Below are 17,985 nucleotides of genomic sequence, written 5' to 3'. Positions count from 1 at the left end.
CGGCGGAGATGGGTGCCATGCCCCGCTATATTTTCGTGACCGGCGGCGTCGTTTCCTCACTGGGAAAGGGCATAACGGCTGCCTCGCTCGGCGCCATCCTCGAAGCCCGCGGCCTGAAGGTCGCGATGGTCAAGCTCGACCCCTACCTCAATGTCGATCCGGGCACCATGAGCCCGTTTCAGCACGGTGAGGTATTCGTTACCGCTGACGGTGCCGAAACCGACCTCGATCTGGGTCATTACGAACGTTTCGTCCGTACCACTACCGGACGTAACAGCAATTTCACCACCGGACGGATCTACGGCAGCGTGATCGCCAAGGAGCGTCGAGGCGACTACCTGGGTGCGACCGTGCAGGTCATCCCGCATGTGACGGACGAGATCAAGCGCTGTATCCGGCTTGGCGCCGGCGACGCCGACGTTTGTATCGTCGAAATCGGCGGCACGGTCGGCGATATCGAATCGCTGCCGTTTCTCGAGGCGATTCGCCAGTTCGGGTTCGACCTCGGCCCGCAGCATTGTGTTTATGTGCATCTGACGCTGGTGCCGTACATTCCTTCCTCGTCCGAGATCAAGACCAAGCCCACCCAGCACTCGGTAAAGGAACTGCGGTCCATCGGCATCCAGCCGGATGTGCTCGTGTGCCGTTCCGAGAAGGCGTTGCCCGAGGAGCAGCGCCGCAAGATCGCACTCTTTACCAATGTGCCCGAGCGCGCCGTGATTTCGGCGGTCGATGTCGACGATCTCTACAAGCTGCCGGGCGCTTTCCGCAGTCAGGGTTTCGATGCCATCGTCGTCGAGCGTCTGGGCCTGAGCGTACCGGCTGCCGACCTCAGCGAATGGGACGCGGTGGTTGCTGCACGCAGGAATCCTGAAGCGGAAGTGACTATCGCCATGGTTGGCAAATATGTTGACCTGCGCGATGCCTATATTTCGCTGACCGAAGCGCTGATGCACGCGGGCATCAGGACGCGCACGCAGGTCCGCATCCGTTACATCGAGTCACAGGACCTGGAGCGGGACGGTCTGGGAGCGCTGGCTGGTGTCGACGCCATTCTGGTGCCGGGTGGTTTTGGCGAGCGCGGCATCGAAGGAAAGATTTCGGCCGTGCGGTATGCGCGCGAGAACGGTGTGCCCTATCTGGGGATCTGTCTCGGGATGCAGGTTGCGGTCATCGAGTATGCGCGCAATGTACTCAAGCTCACCGGCGCCCACAGCACGGAGTTCGATCCGCGCAATCCGCATCCGGTGATCGCATTGATCTCCGAGTGGCAGGATCGTGACGGCAGCCTGCAGAAACGCGATACCGATTCCAATCTCGGTGGCACCATGCGCCTCGGCGCCCAGGAATGTCGCCTGCAGGCGGGAACGCTGGCCCACGATCTCTACGGGACGGAAACCATCCGCGAGCGTCACCGGCACCGCTTCGAGTTCAACAACACCTATCTGGAGCAGCTCAGCAATGCGGGCCTGGTATTTGCCGGTTTTTCCATCGACGGGCTCGTCGAGGTGATCGAGCTGCCGGATCATCCGTGGTTTCTGGCCTGCCAGTTTCATCCGGAGTTTCAGTCCAACCCGCGTGATGGCCACCCGCTGTTTACCGGTTTCGTTGCAGCGGCGCGGAAATTCCGTACCCAGGCCATGCCGACTGCAGCGCGGGCATGAAGCTGCTGGATTTCCAGGTCGGCGTCGACCAGCCGCTGTTTCTGATCGCCGGACCTTGCGTGGTCGAAAGCGAGACGCTTGCTGTCGAGACAGCCGGGCAACTGCGGGATATGGCACGCCGTTTCGGTGTGCCTTTCATCTTCAAGTCGTCCTATGACAAGGCCAACCGTTCATCGTTGCAGAGTTACCGTGGGCCGGGTATCGCCGAAGGTCTGCGCGTGCTGGAGAGCGTGCGCGCGCAGCTCGGCGTGCCGGTGCTGACGGATATCCACGAAGACAGTCCGCTCGACGAAGTCGCGGCAGTCGTCGATGTGCTGCAGACACCGGCATTTCTGTGCCGGCAGACCAATTTCATTCTCCGCGCCGCCAGCCAGGGCAAACCGGTCAACATCAAGAAGGGCCAGTTCCTCTCGCCGTGGGAGATGAGCAATGTGGTCGCCAAGGCGCGGAGCACCGGCAACCCCGGGATCATGGTCTGCGAGCGCGGCTTCAGTTTTGGCTACAACAACCTGGTCAGTGACATGCGTTCGCTGGCGGTGCTGCGCGATACCGGCTGTCCGGTGGTCTTCGATGCAACGCATTCCGTGCAACTGCCAGGCGGAAAGGGCGATGCCTCGGGCGGGCAGCGGGAATTCGTGCCGGTGCTGGCCCGTGCGGCAGTCGCGGCCGGGGTGGCGGGACTGTTCATGGAAGCCCATCCGGACCCGGATCGCGCGCTTTCCGATGGCCCGAATGCCTGGCCACTGCACTTGATGGAGAGGTTGCTGGAGGTCCTGGTCGAAATCGACCAGGTGGTGAAGAAGAGGCCATTGGCCGAAACCGGCCTGGCGGAGCAGAGGACGCGATGAGCAAGATTGTCGAAATTCACGGTCGGGAGATTCTCGACTCCCGGGGTAATCCCACCGTTGAAGCCGATGTCCGGCTGGAGAATGGCGCCTTCGGGCGGGCAGCGGTGCCCTCCGGTGCCTCCACCGGCAGCCGCGAAGCGGTTGAACTGCGCGACAAGGATCCGACCCGTTATCTGGGCAAGGGTGTGCTCAAGGCCGTTGCGGGCGTCAATGGTGAAATCCGCAGTGCGCTCACCGGCATGGACGCTGACGATCAGGCGGCTCTGGACCGGCGCATGATCAGCCTCGATGGCAGCGCCGGCAAATCGCGGCTCGGTGCCAATGCGATACTCGCGGTTTCGCTGGCGGCAGCCCATGCCACGGCTGCGGGCCGTGGTCAGCCGCTGTTCCGGACGCTTGGCCCGGGCAAGACCATGCCGGTGCCGATGATGAACATCATCAACGGCGGCGCACATGCCGATAACAGCGTGGACATCCAGGAATTCATGGTGCTGCCGGTCGGTGCACCATCCTTTCGCGAAGCCTTGCGCTATGGAACCGAGATCTTTCATGCGCTGAAGGCCGTGCTCAAGGCGGCAGGGCTCAATACGGCGGTTGGCGACGAGGGTGGATTTGCGCCCGATCTGCCATCCAATGCAGCGGCACTGGATACGATCGCGGAGGCGGTACACAAGGCGGGCTTCAAGCTCGGTGGCGACGTGTTTCTGGGCCTCGATGTGGCAAGTTCCGAGCTGTACAGCAAGGGTGTCTACCGGCTGGAGTCTGAAGATCGCAGCTTTGAGCCCGGCCAGTTTGCAGAGTATCTGGCAGGTCTGGTGCGCCAGTATCCGATCATCTCCATTGAAGACGGCATGGCTGAAGACGACTGGGCGGGCTGGGCGATACTCACCGGACTGTTGGGCAAGCAGGTACAGCTGGTGGGTGACGACCTGTTTGTCACCAATACGGAAATTCTGAGGCGCGGCATCAGCGAGAAGATCGCCAACTCGATCCTCATCAAGCCGAACCAGATCGGTACGCTGACCGAGACGCTTGCAGCGGTCGATATGGCTATCGATGCCGGCTACAGCGCCGTGATTTCGCATCGTTCAGGTGAAACCTCGGATGCGACCATTGCCGATATTGCGGTCGCAACCCGTGCGACGCAGATAAAGACCGGGTCACTCTGCCGCTCTGACCGCATGTCGAAGTACAATCAGCTGCTGCGGATCGAGGAGCTGCTGGGGCGCGAAGCGCGGTATGCTGGTGCCGATGCGTTTCCGGTGAAACTGAAGTTCTGATTTCGGGGGGACTGGCACCATGGCGATACGCGTTGCGACCGGCGTTCTCGCACTGCTGTTCTGCTTGCTGCAGTTCCGGCTCTGGGTTTCCGACGACGGTTTTGCCGAGGCCTCCCGGCTGACGGCGCTGATTGCACAGCAAACCGACGAAAACAACCGGCTCAATCAGCGCAATCAGCGCCTGGAGGCCGAGGTCATTGATCTGCGCAAGAGCGAGGGAGCCGTCGAAGAGCGCGCCCGCGCTGACCTGGGCCTGATCGGGCCGAACGAGACTTTCTATCTGTTCAGCGCACCGCGACCGGCTGGCTGAGTGCGGCCCGGGGAAGCTCGCGTGCTGCACATCCAGCATCATGAGGATGTCGCCGAGATCCGCATGGATCGGCCACCGGCGAATGCACTCAACCACGCGCTGGTCGATGAGTTGCTGGCCGCATTGGATACCCTGCAGGCAAGCGGTACCCGGGCCCTGATCATCACCGGCCGGCCCGGCATGTTCAGCGGCGGTCTGGATGTACCTGCCCTGATCGACTGCACACGGCCCGAGATTGAACGTTTCTGGCAGCAGTTCTTTCTGCTCACGTGCCGGCTTGCAGCCAGTCCGGTACCGGTCATCGCTGCGCTGTCCGGACATGCGCCGGCTGGCGGTGCGGTTCTCGCCCTGCAGTGCGATTACCGGATCGGCGTCAACGGCAACTTCAGGATCGGTCTCAACGAAGTCCAGGTCGGACTGCCAGTGCCCGCCACCATCTTGCTGGCTCTGGAACAGGTTATCGGGCCGCGAATGGCGCGTCGTATTGCAACCCGCGGTACGCTCTTGCCGATGGCGGAAGCGCTGGACATCGGCCTCGTCGATGAACTGGTCGATGCGGAAAACCTGATGGCAACCGCGCTGATCCGCGCGCAGGAACTGCTGGCTTTGCCACCGGTCGCGATGAATACCACGCGTCTCGCCGGCAAGTCCCGCCTGATCGGGGCTTACGGCAACTGCAGCGACGTGGCTGCTGCGACGGACTGGTGGTTTAGCACTGAAACCCAGGCCGAGATGCGCAAACTGGTGGAGCGCCTGGCCAAGAAGTAGCCACACGATGCCAACCGAAACCCGACCCGTCGCGGACGCTGCCGAAACTGGCGCCACTGTCGTCATAACGCATCGCGTCCGCCACGGGCACCAGCCCGACTACGAAGCCTGGATAGACGAGATAGGCCCCGTTTGTCGCGCCGCGCCCGGTTATCTGGACTGGCAGATCATCCGCCCCGTCACCGGCCTGACCTCGACCTACACTGTCGTCATCCGTTTTGATTCGCACAGGAATCTCGAAAGCTGGATGAGTTCGCCAGAGCGCAACCGGCTGATAGCAAAAGTCAGACCGATCCTCTCGACCGACGACGACTTCTTCATTCGCACGGGCCTCGACTTCTGGTTTGCCCCCGAGGGGGCGCGGGCGAGGCTGCCAGTGCGCTGGAGACAGTTCATCATCACCTGGTCGGTGATTTACCCGCTGGTGCTGGGTGTGCCGCTGCTCGTGACACCGGTGCTCCGCGCTGCCGGGCTCCCGCGAACGCCCTTCGTCGATACACTGGTTGTCACCGGTGTGATCGTCGGGCTGATGATCTATGTGGTCATGCCGCGCTACACGAGGCTGGTGCATCGGTGGTTGTTCAAATAGCGATATTCATGACAAGGGTCGGGAGGAGCAGGCGATGACGAAAGATTCAGGAATTGATCGGCGCCGGCTGATCACCGGCATTACCGGACTCGCGGGCCTGTCCGTCCTTGACGGCATGTCTGCGGTTGCCGCTGCGGCCGACAAGCGCACGCAGGAATCCGGCAATACTGAGGTCAGTGTTTCTCCCAACGGGCGGGCGTATGAGCGCAAGCCCCTGAGGTCCGACTTTGTCGCCGTGGCTGCCGTGCAGTCGCGGATTCGTGCCGTCGACGGACAGAAGCCGGGCCCCGGGATTCGCGACAATCTGGCGCACATGCTGGAGCTGATCGACAAGGTACAGTTTTTCGGCGGCACCAAGGATCTGCTGTGTTTTCACGAGTTTCCCCTCCAGGGCTGGAACCCATGGGACCGCAAGGAGCTGGAACGGCTTGCCATCGAGATTCCGGGGCCGGAGACCGAGGCGATAGCGGCCAGGGCGCGCAAGCACAACTGCTATATCCAGTTCGGCGCCTATGCGGTCGACAAGGACTGGCCCGGCCACATTCTCAGTCTCACGTCGATCATCGGGCCGACCGGTGAACTGGTTGCGCGCGACTGGAAGGCCCGTAACATCGTTGGTGTCTTTCCGGGTTTTGAGCTGGTTACCACCACGATCTACAACGTGCTGGACCGCTACATCGAGATGTATGGTGCCGATGCGGTCATTCCGGTGCACCGCACCGACATCGGCAACCTCGCTACCTCGTCCACGCAGATGGAGCCGGAACTGTTCCGCGCGATGGCGCTGAAGGGCGCTGAAGTCCTGCTGCGCACGGCATCGGGTGGCTTTAATGCCGACGACATCCGGATGGTCTCGGCCTATAACCGGGTGTATTCGGTGATCGTCAATAATGCGGTGTCGCCCGATAATCCCGGCTTCCTGGATGATGCCAATGGCGGTGCCGGCAGCTCGGCAATCCATGGGCCGCGCGGCGAATCGCTGGCCGAGGCGGACTCGAAATTCGAACAGGAGGTTGTGGCCCGGCTGCCGCTTGCAAGCTATCGCCAGACGCACCAGATCCCTGATCTGCATCTGGCGCTCTACCAGCCCGTGTTCGACCGCTACCAGCCGCGTCAGGCACCTGGTCTGTTCAGTCGATACCTGCCCACCGACCTTAAGGACGCGAAGCGTTTCCTCGATGAGAAGAACAGCTGGCGCTGATTCACTTCAGGAGCGGATGATCCTTCGGCAGCTGGTGGGCGTACCACATGGCGATGCGGTGACGGAGCGCTTTTTCCGCGACCTGCGCTTCAGGCAGGGGTGCGATCTTCTTGTCGTGTACCAGAAGCCGGTAGACGTACAGGAGCTTCTCGCTCGCCGAGTCGGTCTTCTCGAAGACGACGGCACCCCGGTCTTCCGCGTACTTCATGGCAGCGGCCAGACCAGCCTTGAAGAGTTCTGCTTCGTGCTTCAACTGGTTCATGCGTAAAGCGCGATCCGGGCGAGGGAAATATCGGCCTGGAATTCGCGCATCCAGCCGAGGATGGCAATGCGATTGATGCGGCTGCTGTCCAGAGGTGCCTTGACTCCGTTGGCCTTGAGATCTGCCCACGCAATCCGTACCTGTTGCCATTCCGGCTTGGCGAAAAACGTATAGCGGTATGACTCGTCGTACCAGCCGCAATCAGCCGTGCGCACATGCACGTTATAGTCTTCGTTATTGCCGTACACCAGCAGCTCAATCCCCTTGTACGCTGACCCGTCGAGTTCGGCGTCTCCGCTGCCGAAATACATCGCCATCTGTATGAATCCGCCGTTGCTCTCGCGGGTAACCCGGCCGGTAAGGCGCATGCAGTTCTTGCCATCAACGGTCGCCTTGTTAAGGCTGGCATCTGAAACACCTCCCATCACCCGGTCGCTGAAGCCGCGCCAGCCTGCGCCGGACAGCACATAAGGCTCGGTGCCGGAAAAATCACTCAGAATCAGTGCGTCGGGCTTGTCATTCACTGCTTTCTTCTCCTCGCCGGACGCAGCCCTGAAATAGCCGGTCAACGGCAACAGTCCTGCCGCAATCAGTATGGTGCGTCGATTCAGGTACACAGGCATGTTCCTGTTCGTTGTCGGATGGGCGAATCAGCATACACCTGTCATGCGGCAAGAATCGGTAACCGACGTATACGCTCCCGCGTGGCGGCGTAAATTGCATTGCACAATGCGGGTGCCACGCCTGGCAGGCTGGGTTCTCCAACGCCGGCGTCAGTTGTTGGGAGTGGGCTACGATAGGGGAGGAAAAATTGCAGGGATGTCAGCCATGGGCATTATTCGTGCTACCAGTGCCTGGGATGAACGCCAGATCAGCCGGTTTCTCGCCGATGCCGTAATTCCGCTCAGGCTTGCGTGCGTCGACCGTGATCGCGATCCGCTCGTCTGTTCGCTCTGGTACCTCTATTCGGAAGGCGCGTTCTGGTGCGCAACACGGCAATCCGCGCGTGTGATTGGCTTTCTTGAAGCGGAACCGCGCTGCGGCTTCGAAGTGGCGACCGAAACCATGCCCTATCGTGGCGTGCGCGGTCAGGGCAGGGTTTCGCTATCAGCCGCACAAGGTCCGGATATCTTGCTGCGCCTGATCGATCGTTACCTTGGCAATCGCGATTCCGGCTTTGCATCATGGTTGATTGCCCGCTCGGACACCGAGGTCGCCATCCGACTGGAAGCGGACTGGATGACATCGTGGGACTTCAGCAAGCGCATGGAGAAGCGATGAATCCGGTTTGACGATGTGGCCGAAAGCATGAGTACGCCAGCGGTCATCGCCTGGCCCCACAGGAGTACTTATATGACGTACGCAATCCGGAAAACAAAGCCTATTATGGCTGTGGCGCTGTCAGCTCTGCTGGTTGCCGGCGGCTACGGGACCTCTGCCCATGCCGGCCAGAGTGCAAATGCAGTGGCTGCCGCGCCCGGTAACGTGGTCGAAGTGGCGATTGGTGCCGGCTCGTTCAATACACTGGTTGCAGCGATCAAGGCAGCTGACCTCGCCGGCGCTCTGCAGGGCAGCGGTCCGTTTACGGTTTTTGCGCCTACCGATGCGGCTTTTGCGGCCCTACCCCCAGGTACGCTCGATGATCTGCTGAAGCCGGCGAACAAGGAAAAGCTCAAGAGCATCCTCCTGTATCACGTCGTGCCAGGCAAAGTCATGGCGGGCGATCTCAAGGGCACCATCAATGCAAAAACACTCGAAGGCCAGACGGTCAAGATCGTTGCCGGTGGTATGGGTGTGACGGTTGACGGAGCCGACGTCGTGACGGCGGATGTTGGCGCGAGCAACGGCGTGATCCACGTGGTCAACGCGGTAATACTGCCTCCCGCCAAGTAGTTATCAACGAGCTCTCCCTGCCTGGCCCCCCAGGCGGTGCGGCCGGCTCTTGGCCGGCCGCACCTTTTCTGTTGGGGCAATAGCGGCGCAATGTTGCCTCCACGGCCAAGGGCTTTGAATGTCCTATACTTTCCCCATGAGCGTTGCGTCTGGCAGACCCATTGATTCAATCCGCGATTACGTCGCGGCGCTGGAGGCGAGGGGCCGCCTGTTGCGTATCGAATCGATGGATCAGGATCAGTACGAAATCACCGCCTTTGCCTACCGGCTGCTGGAGCGTTTCGGTTCCGAAGCGGCGCCCGGATTTCTGGTCGAACGGGTCAGGATCGATGGCCAGTGGCGCGATGGTCCGGTGCTTGCGAACCTTTACGGCAGCTGGCCGGACGAGGCGCTTCTGTTTGGCGTTGCTGCGATCAACGACGATCAGCACCAGATGTACCGGGCCGTGATCGATACGCTGGTCAGCCAGCTCGATCGCAGCGGAAACTGGCCGAGAATTCCCCCCGTTGTGGTCCCGGCTGCGCAGGCGCCCTGCAAGGAAGTCGTACTCACCGGTGATGCGATCGACATAGAGCGCTTCGCCTGGCTGAAGAACAATCCGGGCGATGCAGGCCGCTACATCAACATGGGTTCGGTATTCATGCGTGATCCCGAGCTTGGCAGCAACGTCGGTACCTACCGTTGCCAGGTCAAGGGTCCGCGCAAGATCGGTGTGAATCCGGAGCCTGGGCAGCACGGCTGGCTGCTGTTGCGCGAGATGCAGCAGCGTGGCGACAAGCTCGCCAAGGTTGCGATCGCGGTGGCTCCCGACCCGATGACCTTCTGTGCCAGCAGCACGAAGATGGCGGGATTCAGGGAGGATGAGCTGGAGTTCGTCGGCGGACTGCGGGGCAGTCCGCTGCCGGTGGTCAGGTGCGAGACCTGCGACATTTTCGTGCCGGCCCAGTCGGAGTTCATCATCGAAGGCGAGATCCCGCTGGACCAGTTCGAGGCCGAGGGACCCTACGGAGAAATGTACGGTTTCCAGGGTGCCGCGAAGAAAGAAAACTTCTTCATGAACATCAAGGCGGTGACCCATCGGCATAAGCCCTGGGTACTGAATTCTTTCACCGGCCTGACCTGGGACATGCCAAAGGCACCGCAGGTTTCGTCGAACTTCTTCATGTACAAGCGTCTGATTCCCGGTCTGACGGGCCTCTATTCCCCGGCTGGTGCCAGCGGCGTGATCGTCATCAGTATCCAGAAGCGCTTTCCGGGCCAGGGTATTTCCGCCGGCCAGTACATTGCCGCCAACCCGGCTCTTAACAAGGTGGTCATCGTGGTTGATGACGACGTCGACATCATGGACTCCGGCGCCGTGCTCAAGGCAATCGGCGCGCGCTGGCAACCCTCGGCGAGTGTGCTCATTCCGCAGACCCAGATGATGATGCCGGACCCCAGCCGGCCCACGCCCATGTTGTCGGGTAAATTCATCATCGACGCCACCCGGCAGCTGCCCCAGGAAGGTGGTCCGAAGAGCTGGCCGGCGCCGAACCGCGAGCTGCTGAGCCGGGGTGCTCCAGGATCTTTTGATCTGGTGGATCAGCGCTGGGACGACTACTTCAGGAACTGGCCGGGCAAGGCCGGGTGAAGGTACAGCGGCTCTCAACGCGCCAGCAGCACATAGACCGCACCGGTTCCACCGTTGTTCTCCGGTGCCGTGACGTAGGCCAGTACCTCATCCCACTGCGGCAACCAGGTGACGACCTTGCCCTTGAGTACCGGGCCGCGTGGCCCTGAACGCAGTCCCTTGCCGTGGATGATGCGCACGCAGCGTGTATCGCTCATCAGCAATTCGCTCATGAACTGCCGGAGTGCCGCACGTGCCTGGCTGGTGTTCATGCCGTGCAGGTCGAGTTCTTCCTGGATGGCATACTTGCCGCGCCGCAGGTCTTTCAGTACGGAAATGGGTACCCCTTTGCGCCGGAAACTGATCTCGTCGCCGGCGGAAATGGCCGGTTCAGACGGTCCACCGGAGATTGATTCCTCCAGTACGGCGCGTTCGTCAGCCTGTTTGAAGCGCGCGCGTGGCGGTGGCGGCGGCTTTTTCACGTTCACCCGTCCGCGGACCTTGAGCGGCGTTACCGGGCCTACCAGTTCACTGAAGGAGAGGTCCGAATCTGGCTTTTTTCCACCGCTGGGGTTCACCGGGGCTCCTCGACTCATGCACTATGCTTTAGCATTCCATTTTCGCACGGCTTTTCACAACAATGCGCTTGCTGCTCAGTAATGACGATGGCTATCTGGCCGATGGCCTGGCCACACTTGCCCTCAGTCTGTCCGATCTGGCGGAAATCACCATAGTGGCGCCGGATCGCAACCAGAGCGGCGCCAGCCACTCGCTGACCCTGGAAAGCCCGCTGCGGGTCGGCCGGACGCGTGAGGGCATACATTACGTTAACGGCACGCCGACGGACTGTGTGCATCTGGCGATCACCGGGCTGCTGGAGAGGGAGCCGGACATGGTGATCGCCGGCATCAATCACGGTGCCAACCTGGGTGACGACGTGCTGTATTCAGGTACGGTGGCGGCGGCGGTCGAGGGACGTTTTCTTGGCCTGCCGGCAATCGCGGTATCGCTGACCGGCGAGCACCGTCATTTCGATACGGCCGGACAGGCGATACGCAAGCTGTTCCAGCAGCTGACGGCTGTGCCGCTGCCTGCCGATACCATCCTCAACATCAATGTGCCTGATGTCCCCTGGGCGCAGATCAAGGGTTTTCAGGCTACGCGTCTGGGCTACCGGCACCGTTCCGAGCGCGTTGTGCAGGCGCGTGATCCCAAGGGCCGGATCATCTACTGGGTCGGGGCGGCCGGAAAAGGCCAGGATGCCGGTCCGGGTACTGACTTTCATGCCATCGAGCATGGCTACGTTTCGGTAACGCCCTTGCAGCTCGATCTGACGCACAGCTCGAGGATAGAGCTGCTGACCGGATGGTTGCCCAGGTGAACGGAGAGGCGACAACTCGCGGCATTGGCATGACGTCGGCCCGCACCCGCGAGCGACTCATTCAGCGCCTCAGCGAAAACGGAATCAGCAACCCGGCTGTACTCGAGCGAATCCGCAGCGTGCCGCGCCATCTGTTTGTCGATGAGGCGCTTGCGAGTCGTGCCTATGAAGACACGGCACTGCCGATCGGGCAGGGCCAGACCATCTCGCAGCCGTGGGTTGTGGCGCTGATGACGCAGGCGCTGCTGCCGCCGCCCGGCAGCAGCAGCGCCGTGCCGCCGCTCGGCAAGGTCCTTGAAGTGGGTACCGGTTGCGGTTACCAGACCGCCGTGCTGTCGCCCTTCGCCCGGCAGATTTTCACGATCGAGCGACTCGCCGGCATACAGCGGGCGGCGCGTACCCGTCTCAATGAACTCGGTTTCGGCAATGTCCGTTACCGGCATGGCGACGGTTTCCAGGGCTGGCCGGGTCAGGCACCGTTTGACGCGATCCTGGTCGCTGCGGCGCCAGCCGAGGTGCCCGCTGCCTTGCTCGAGCAGCTCGCGCCCGGCGGGCGACTGGTGATTCCGGTGGGGCCTTCGGGTCAGCAGGATCTGTTGCGGGTGACCCGCACGCCCGATGGCCTGCAGCGCGAGTTGCTGTCGCAGGTTTCATTTGTGCCGCTTGTCGAAGGTATGGGGTGACCCGGCAGCTGTTCTGCATCCTGTTCGTGGTGTTGGGGCTGACCGCCTGCGGCACAGTCGACCGTGGCAGCGGGTCCACGGGGCGCAGCGTTTCTTCGGCCTCGCGTGTGCCGCCCGGTTCACGCCCTGCATTTCATACCGTGCGGAACGGTGAAACCCTGTACTCGATCGCCCGCCGCTACGGTCTGAGCGTGAAGCAGCTCGCAGCCTGGAACAAACTCGGTGACGGGACGCTGATCTATGTGAATCAGCGTTTGCGTCTGGCGCCGCCGGGCAGTGCTGTATCGCCGTCCGGTACAGCGCAACCGGCGGTCGAGGCGCCGCCACGCTGGCAATGGCCGGTTTCCGGCGAAGTGCTGAGTCGCTACGGTGAGTCACCGCTGACAGCGTCGGGGATACAGATCGGTGGCCGGGTGGGCGATCCGGTACGTGCTGCTGCTGCCGGCCAGGTGGTGTACTCAGGCAGTGGCCTGATCGGCTATGGTGAACTGCTGATCATCAAGCACAGTGACAACTGGCTGACGGCCTATGGCTATAACCAGGCGCGACTGGTCGCGGAGGGTGAGCGGGTGGCAGCCGGACAGCAGATCGCACGGATGGGCGAGGGGCCGATGCCCGGCGGCAATAAACGTCGTGCCATGCTGCACTTCGAGATCCGCCGCATTGGCCAGCCACTGGATCCGCTGACCATGCTGCCGGCGCGCTGAGCTTCAGGATGGTTCCGGCAGCAGCAGGGCCGCGACGACCTGTCGGCCTTCGCCCAGCAGCAGGTTGTAGGTGCGGCAGGCAGCCGCAGTGCTCATCACTTCGAAACCAATACCCTGCGACATGATTGCCGTGAGCAGGAAATTGCTCACGAAGCGGTGCTTTGCACCGCTGCCAAACAGGATCGTTTCCGGCTGGCCTTCGAGCGCTGCCTGGAAATCCTCCACCTGCATTTCATCGATCGGTCGTGGGTTCCAGTCGGCAAGGATCCGCTCGGCGCTGACGATCACATGGCCGCGAAAGTCGCGTCCGTTGATCCGCACCAATTCGGCCGAGACCGACTGTATATAATTTCCGGAACCTGGTTCGGCATCGAGTTGCATGCGTCATCCCCGTTTTGCAGATGAAGATAGCACGACGATTCGTGTGCGCAGTGCAGCTGAGTCGGTCAGCGCTGCCTTGCCCGCCGGACTGCATCCGGTGCTGCGGCGGGTACTGGCCGCACGACAGGTCAGTGCGGCGCAACTTCAGCCGCAGCTTGCCCAGCTGATTCCGGTCGGCAGCCTGCCGGGCGTGCAGGCCGCTGCCGAAAGACTGGTCATCGCCCGGCAGCGCGGCGAGCGCGTACTCGTGATCGGTGATTTCGATGTGGATGGCGCTACGGCTGCGGCACTCTCGGTATCCTGCCTGCGCGCGTTTGGCTTCACGGCGCCGGACTTCCTCGTTCCGGATCGCTTCCGATACGGATATGGCCTCTCGCCGGCCATTGCCGAACTGGCCGCGATGCGCAAGCCGACGCTGCTGATGACGGTCGACAACGGCATCACCAGCCTTGAGGGCGTGCGGCGTGCGCGGGAACTCGGCATGGAAGTGCTGATCACCGACCATCATCTTGCCGGTCCGGTGCTGCCGGATGAGGCGCTGATCGTGAATCCGAATCTGCCCGGCTCGGTGTTTGGCAGCCCGGCCCTGTGCGGTGTGGGCGTGGCTTTCTACCTGCTGGCAGCGACCGGCAAGCGGCTCGCTGAACTCGGGATCATTCCGGCGGATGTGGCGCGCGATGCGGTCACCGACTGCCTCGATCTGGTCGCGCTGGGCACGGTCGCCGATCTCGTGCCGCTGGATTTCAATAATCGCATCCTGGTCGCTGAGGGCCTGCGGCGCATGCGGGCCGGGCGCACGCGGCCTGGCATGGCGGCGTTGTTCCGGGTGGCCGGCCGCGAGATGGAACTGGCCCGCAGTACCGACCTCGGCTTCGCCATTGCACCGCGCCTGAACGCAGCCGGGCGGCTCGAGGACATGACCATCGGTATCGACTGCCTGCTGGCGGCTGACGCGGCAACAGCACAGCTGCTGGCAGCGCGGCTCGATGCGCTGAATACAGAGCGGCGCGCCCTGCAGCAGCAGATGCAAGGCGAAGCCGAGGTATTGCTGAACGAAGTCGGCGCCCGGCTCGGTGCCGTGGAGGCGGCTGTTTGTCTCTTTGATGAGAGCTGGCATCCGGGTATCGTCGGTCTGGTTGCAAACCGGCTCAAGGATCTCACCGGGCGTCCTGCGATCGCTTTTGCGCGGTGTACGGAGACGGGGATGCTGCGCGGCTCGGCGCGTTCGGTCGAAGGACTGCATGTGCGCGACGCGATGGCGGCGGCGCTGACGACAATGTCCGGGTCCACAGTACGATTTGGTGGTCATGCGATGGCCGCCGGTATCACGCTGGCGGAAGCGGATCTGGCCGGCTTTCGTTCGGCATTTGCTGCCGAAGTCGGCAGACAGCGCGACATTTCCGGCAGCGACGACAGCCTCTGGGCGGACGGTGCGCTGGCGGCGGAGGATCTGCAGCTGGACCTGGCCGAGACGCTTGCTGCGGCCGGGCCGTGGGGACAGGGGTTTCCGGAGCCGCTCTTCGACAACGTCTTTACGCTATGCGAGCAGCGGGTGATTGGCGAGAAGCATCTGCGTATGCGTGTAAGGCATCCTGATGGCGGCCCACTGCTCGATGCCGTGGCCTTCAATCAGGCACCATTGGACAGTGCCCGAAACGCGCCGGTCCGTCTCGTCTATCGCCTTGATGTGAATACCTGGCGGCAGTCACGTAGCGTGCAGTTGGTCGTTGAGTACATGGCCTGATTGAGGCTGCCGGTCATCCGGCGGTTGTTGATCGGTGGCATTGCGTCTAGCATTCGCGCTTTCCCGAACGACCTGCCCCCATGGAAACTGCCCAGATCAAGCTCAGCATTCGCGACCTTCAGGAGCGCAATGGCGCTCTGAGGGGGTACCTTTGACCTTGATGCCAAGCTGCGCCGGCTGAGCGAGGTCCGCGAAGCGTTGCAGGATCCGGCCGTCTGGAATGACCCGAAGCGGGCCGAGGTCCTCGGCCGGGAGGCCTCTGGGCTTGAGACCGTGGTGGAGGGCGTGGAAAAGATCGAGCGCTCCCTGCGCGACGCCTCAGATCTGCTGGATCTGGCCGAGGAGGAGAACGACGAGTCCACGGTCGATGAGGTCCTGCGCGACCTGAAGCGCGTGTCTGCCGAGGTCGAGCAGTTCGAGTTTCAGCGCATGTTTTCCGGCAAACTCGACAACGCGAATGCCTTTCTGGATATCCAGTCCGGTGCCGGCGGGACCGAGGCCCAGGACTGGGCAGCGATGCTGTTGCGGATGTATCTCAAGTACTGCGAGACCATGGGCTTTTCGACCGAGATCATCGACAGCTCCGATGGTGAGGTGGCCGGCATCAAGGGTGCAACGATTCATGTCACCGGCCCCTATGCCTATGGCTGGCTGCGTACGGAGACCGGCGTCCACCGGCTGGTCCGCAAATCGCCCTTCGATTCGGGCAACCGTCGCCACACTTCCTTTGCCGCGGTGTTCGTTTCGCCGGAAATCGACGAGGACATCGATATCGAAATCGATCCCTCGGATCTGCGCGTCGATGTGTATCGGGCGAGCGGCGCCGGCGGCCAGCATGTCAACAAGACCGAGTCAGCGGTTCGCATGACGCATATTCCGACCAATACAGTCGTGCAATGCCAGAGCGAGCGCTCCCAGCACAAGAACCGCGCGACGGCGATGAAGCAGATGCGCGCCAAGCTCTATGAACTGGAGCAGCAGAAGCGTCGCGCCGAGGCGCAGGTACTCGAGGACTCCAAGTCCGATGTGGGCTGGGGTCAGCAGATTCGCTCGTACGTGCTCGACCAGTCGCGGATCAAGGATCTGCGCACGGGGGTTGAAAGCGGCAGTCCGGACAAGGTGTTGGACGGTGATCTGCGCAAGTTCATCGAAGCCAGCCTGAAGCAGGGACTCTGAGACATGAGTGAAGAGAACAAACTGGTCGCCGAGCGTCGGCGCAAGCTGGCCGCACTGCGGGCCACGGGTTTTGATTTCCCCAACCGCTTCCGACGCAGCGCGCTCGCCGGGCAGCTGCATGCTGTTTACGACGAATGCAGTAATGAGACGCTGGAGGCCGAGCCGGTCGAAGTGCAGGTTGGTGGCCGCATGCTGACGAAGCGTCTGATGGGCAAGGCAAGTTTTGCCACCTTGCAGGACCGCAGCGGGCAGATCCAGATTTTTCTGCAAAGGGAAACGCTGGGCGAGGCGGCCTACACGGGCTTCAAGGCGCTGGACCTTGGCGATATCGTCGGCGTGCGCGGTACCCTGTTCCGTACCCGTACCGGCGAGCTGAGCGTAAAGGCGCAGGAGTTGACGCTGCTGACCAAGTCGCTGCAGCCCCTGCCGGAAAAGTTTCACGGCCTCAGCGATCAGGAGATGCGCTACCGGCAGCGCTATGTCGACCTGATCGTCAACGAGGAGACGCGGCGGGTCTTCGCGCTGCGCACCCGGGTCGTGCAGTTCCTGCGTTCCTATCTCGATACGCTGGACTTCCTCGAAGTCGAAACGCCGATGATGCAGGCAATCCCCGGCGGTGCGGTGGCGAGGCCCTTTGTCACACATCACAATGCGATGGACAGGCAGCTCTACCTGCGCATCGCGCCCGAGCTGTATTTGAAGCGTCTGGTGGTTGGTGGCTTCGAGCGTGTCTACGAGCTCAACCGGAACTTCCGCAACGAGGGGGTTTCGACGCAGCACAATCCCGAGTTCACGATGCTCGAGTTGTACATGGCCTATGCGGACCATCGTACGCTGATCGACTTGCTTGAGAATCTGTTGCGCAGCCTGGCGGTGCATGTGCTTGGCACAACGACGGTCGAATATCAGGGTCACAGCCACGATCTTTCCAGGCCCTTCCGTCGTCTGTCAGTGGAGGAGGCGGTACTGATGCACAATCCGGATCTCACAAGTGGGCAGTTGCGCGATGTCGAAACGCTGCGCACCGCGTGTGCCGCACTTGGAATCGCCGTGAAGCCGGGCTTTGGCGCGGGCAAGTTGCTGATCGAGATTTTCGAGAAGACGGTCGAGCATGCGCTGATCGAGCCGACCTTTATCACCGGTTATCCGGCCGAAGTCTCGCCACTGGCACGCAAGAGCGATGCAGATCCCTTTCTCACCGACCGCTTCGAGTTCTTCATCAATGGCCGCGAGCTGGCCAACGGCTTTTCCGAGCTGAATGATCCGGAAGACCAGGCGGAGCGTTTCCAGGCCCAGGTCCGGCAGAAAGCGGGTGGTGATGATGAAGCGATGTTTTATGATGCGGATTACATCACCGCGCTGGAGTACGGCATGCCGCCGACCGCGGGTCTCGGTATCGGTGTGGACCGTCTGGTGATGTTTATCGCCAATCAGGCGTCGATCCGCGACGTGTTGCTGTTTCCGCACCTGCGCAGCTGATCCAGGCGCG

Annotated in this window: 20 protein-coding genes; 16 read left to right on the top strand and 4 right to left on the bottom strand. The window is 62.1% G+C overall.

Annotated elements, in window-relative coordinates; genetic code table 11:
• The first annotated feature begins 17 nt into the window (after window positions 1-17).
• The 7 genes from H6979_03565 to H6979_03535 are packed head-to-tail and all read left to right on the top strand — an operon-like array spanning window position 18 to window position 6,660.
• A complete protein-coding gene (locus H6979_03565) occupies window positions 18-1,664 on the top strand; it encodes a CTP synthase (GenBank protein MCP5138920.1) in 1,647 nt (548 codons plus the stop codon).
• Window positions 1,661-2,512, top strand: coding sequence for a 3-deoxy-8-phosphooctulonate synthase (kdsA, locus tag H6979_03560; GenBank protein MCP5138919.1), 852 nt, complete (start codon window positions 1,661-1,663; stop codon window positions 2,510-2,512). The genes H6979_03565 and kdsA overlap by 4 nt, the downstream gene beginning before the upstream one ends.
• Window positions 2,509-3,792 (top strand): phosphopyruvate hydratase, encoded by a 1,284-nt coding sequence (gene eno, locus H6979_03555; GenBank protein ID MCP5138918.1) that lies wholly within the window; start codon window positions 2,509-2,511, stop codon window positions 3,790-3,792. Before kdsA ends, eno begins: the two co-directional genes overlap by 4 nt.
• Window positions 3,793-3,811: 19 nt before the next feature.
• Window positions 3,812-4,102 (top strand): septum formation initiator family protein, encoded by a 291-nt coding sequence (locus H6979_03550; GenBank protein ID MCP5138917.1) that lies wholly within the window; start codon window positions 3,812-3,814, stop codon window positions 4,100-4,102.
• Between the two features lie 21 nt (window positions 4,103-4,123).
• Window positions 4,124-4,870, top strand: a complete 747-nt coding sequence (locus H6979_03545) for an enoyl-CoA hydratase/isomerase family protein (GenBank protein MCP5138916.1) — start codon at window positions 4,124-4,126, stop codon at window positions 4,868-4,870.
• 7 nt (window positions 4,871-4,877) lie between these two features.
• On the top strand, window positions 4,878-5,459 hold the full coding sequence (locus H6979_03540; protein ID MCP5138915.1) for an antibiotic biosynthesis monooxygenase: 582 nt from the start codon (window positions 4,878-4,880) through the stop codon (window positions 5,457-5,459).
• Window positions 5,460-5,493: 34 nt separating this feature from the next.
• On the top strand, window positions 5,494-6,660 hold the full coding sequence (locus H6979_03535; GenBank protein ID MCP5138914.1) for a hypothetical protein: 1,167 nt from the start codon (window positions 5,494-5,496) through the stop codon (window positions 6,658-6,660).
• A gap of 1 nt (window position 6,661) precedes the next feature.
• Here the strand turns inward: H6979_03535 and H6979_03530 are convergent, their stop codons facing one another.
• Window positions 6,662-6,922 (bottom strand): DUF5062 family protein, encoded by a 261-nt coding sequence (locus H6979_03530; protein MCP5138913.1) that lies wholly within the window; start codon window positions 6,920-6,922, stop codon window positions 6,662-6,664.
• Entirely contained in the window at window positions 6,919-7,539 is a 621-nt protein-coding gene (locus tag H6979_03525) for a CIA30 family protein (protein ID MCP5138912.1), read from the bottom strand. Before H6979_03525 ends, H6979_03530 begins: the two co-directional genes overlap by 4 nt.
• Window positions 7,540-7,543: 4 nt before the next feature.
• Between H6979_03525 and H6979_03520 the strand changes: the two genes are divergently transcribed.
• The 3 genes from H6979_03520 (at window position 7,544) to H6979_03510 (ending at window position 10,445) form a co-directional block, all read left to right on the top strand.
• Window positions 7,544-8,203: a pyridoxamine 5'-phosphate oxidase family protein gene (locus tag H6979_03520; protein MCP5138911.1), complete on the top strand. Its 660-nt coding sequence runs from the start codon at window positions 7,544-7,546 to the stop codon at window positions 8,201-8,203.
• A 105-nt stretch (window positions 8,204-8,308) separates the two neighbouring features.
• Window positions 8,309-8,815: a fasciclin domain-containing protein gene (locus H6979_03515; protein MCP5138910.1), complete on the top strand. Its 507-nt coding sequence runs from the start codon at window positions 8,309-8,311 to the stop codon at window positions 8,813-8,815.
• Between the two features lie 118 nt (window positions 8,816-8,933).
• Window positions 8,934-10,445, top strand: a complete 1,512-nt coding sequence (locus H6979_03510; GenBank protein ID MCP5138909.1) for a UbiD family decarboxylase — start codon at window positions 8,934-8,936, stop codon at window positions 10,443-10,445.
• A 14-nt stretch (window positions 10,446-10,459) separates the two neighbouring features.
• On the opposite strand, the gene H6979_03505 is transcribed toward H6979_03510, so the two are convergent.
• Window positions 10,460-11,020, bottom strand: a complete 561-nt coding sequence (locus H6979_03505; GenBank protein MCP5138908.1) for a Smr/MutS family protein — start codon at window positions 11,018-11,020, stop codon at window positions 10,460-10,462.
• A 44-nt stretch (window positions 11,021-11,064) separates the two neighbouring features.
• On the opposite strand from H6979_03505, the gene surE reads away from it, so the two are divergent.
• Genes surE through H6979_03490 form a run of 3 tightly spaced genes read left to right on the top strand, consistent with a single transcriptional unit; the run spans window position 11,065 to window position 13,195 of the window.
• The gene (gene surE, locus H6979_03500; protein MCP5138907.1) at window positions 11,065-11,805 is read left to right on the top strand and encodes a 5'/3'-nucleotidase SurE; all 741 of its coding nucleotides are present in this window, start codon (window positions 11,065-11,067) and stop codon (window positions 11,803-11,805) included.
• Window positions 11,806-11,834: 29 nt separating this feature from the next.
• A complete protein-coding gene (locus H6979_03495) occupies window positions 11,835-12,488 on the top strand; it encodes a protein-L-isoaspartate(D-aspartate) O-methyltransferase (protein ID MCP5138906.1) in 654 nt (217 codons plus the stop codon).
• A complete protein-coding gene (locus tag H6979_03490) occupies window positions 12,485-13,195 on the top strand; it encodes a peptidoglycan DD-metalloendopeptidase family protein (GenBank protein MCP5138905.1) in 711 nt (236 codons plus the stop codon). The genes H6979_03495 and H6979_03490 overlap by 4 nt, the downstream gene beginning before the upstream one ends.
• 3 nt (window positions 13,196-13,198) lie before the next feature.
• Here H6979_03490 and H6979_03485 read toward each other — a convergent pair whose 3' ends face one another.
• Window positions 13,199-13,516: a hypothetical protein gene (locus H6979_03485; GenBank protein ID MCP5138904.1), complete on the bottom strand. Its 318-nt coding sequence runs from the start codon at window positions 13,514-13,516 to the stop codon at window positions 13,199-13,201.
• 58 nt (window positions 13,517-13,574) lie between these two features.
• Here H6979_03485 and recJ point away from each other — a divergent pair, with 58 nt between their 5' ends.
• The 3 genes from recJ (at window position 13,575) to lysS (ending at window position 17,975) form a co-directional block, all read left to right on the top strand.
• Window positions 13,575-15,320 carry a single-stranded-DNA-specific exonuclease RecJ gene (gene recJ / locus H6979_03480; GenBank protein MCP5138903.1) on the top strand — a complete coding sequence of 582 codons (1,746 nt, stop codon included), beginning with the start codon at window positions 13,575-13,577 and terminating at the stop codon, window positions 15,318-15,320.
• 80 nt (window positions 15,321-15,400) lie between these two features.
• Window positions 15,401-16,496 (top strand): peptide chain release factor 2 gene (gene prfB, locus H6979_03475; GenBank protein ID MCP5138902.1). Its coding sequence is split into 2 segments (ribosomal slippage): window positions 15,401-15,472 and window positions 15,474-16,496, totalling 1,095 coding nucleotides; the frame shifts between segments, so codons are not numbered across the junction.
• Between the two features lie 3 nt (window positions 16,497-16,499).
• Window positions 16,500-17,975: a lysine--tRNA ligase gene (gene lysS / locus H6979_03470; protein MCP5138901.1), complete on the top strand. Its 1,476-nt coding sequence runs from the start codon at window positions 16,500-16,502 to the stop codon at window positions 17,973-17,975.
• Window positions 17,976-17,985: the final 10 nt, after the last annotated feature.

The sequence above is a fragment of the Chromatiales bacterium genome, assembly GCA_024234935.1.
Taxonomy (GTDB): domain Bacteria; phylum Pseudomonadota; class Gammaproteobacteria; order Steroidobacterales.
This window is presented reverse-complemented; position numbering and strand designations above follow the sequence as displayed.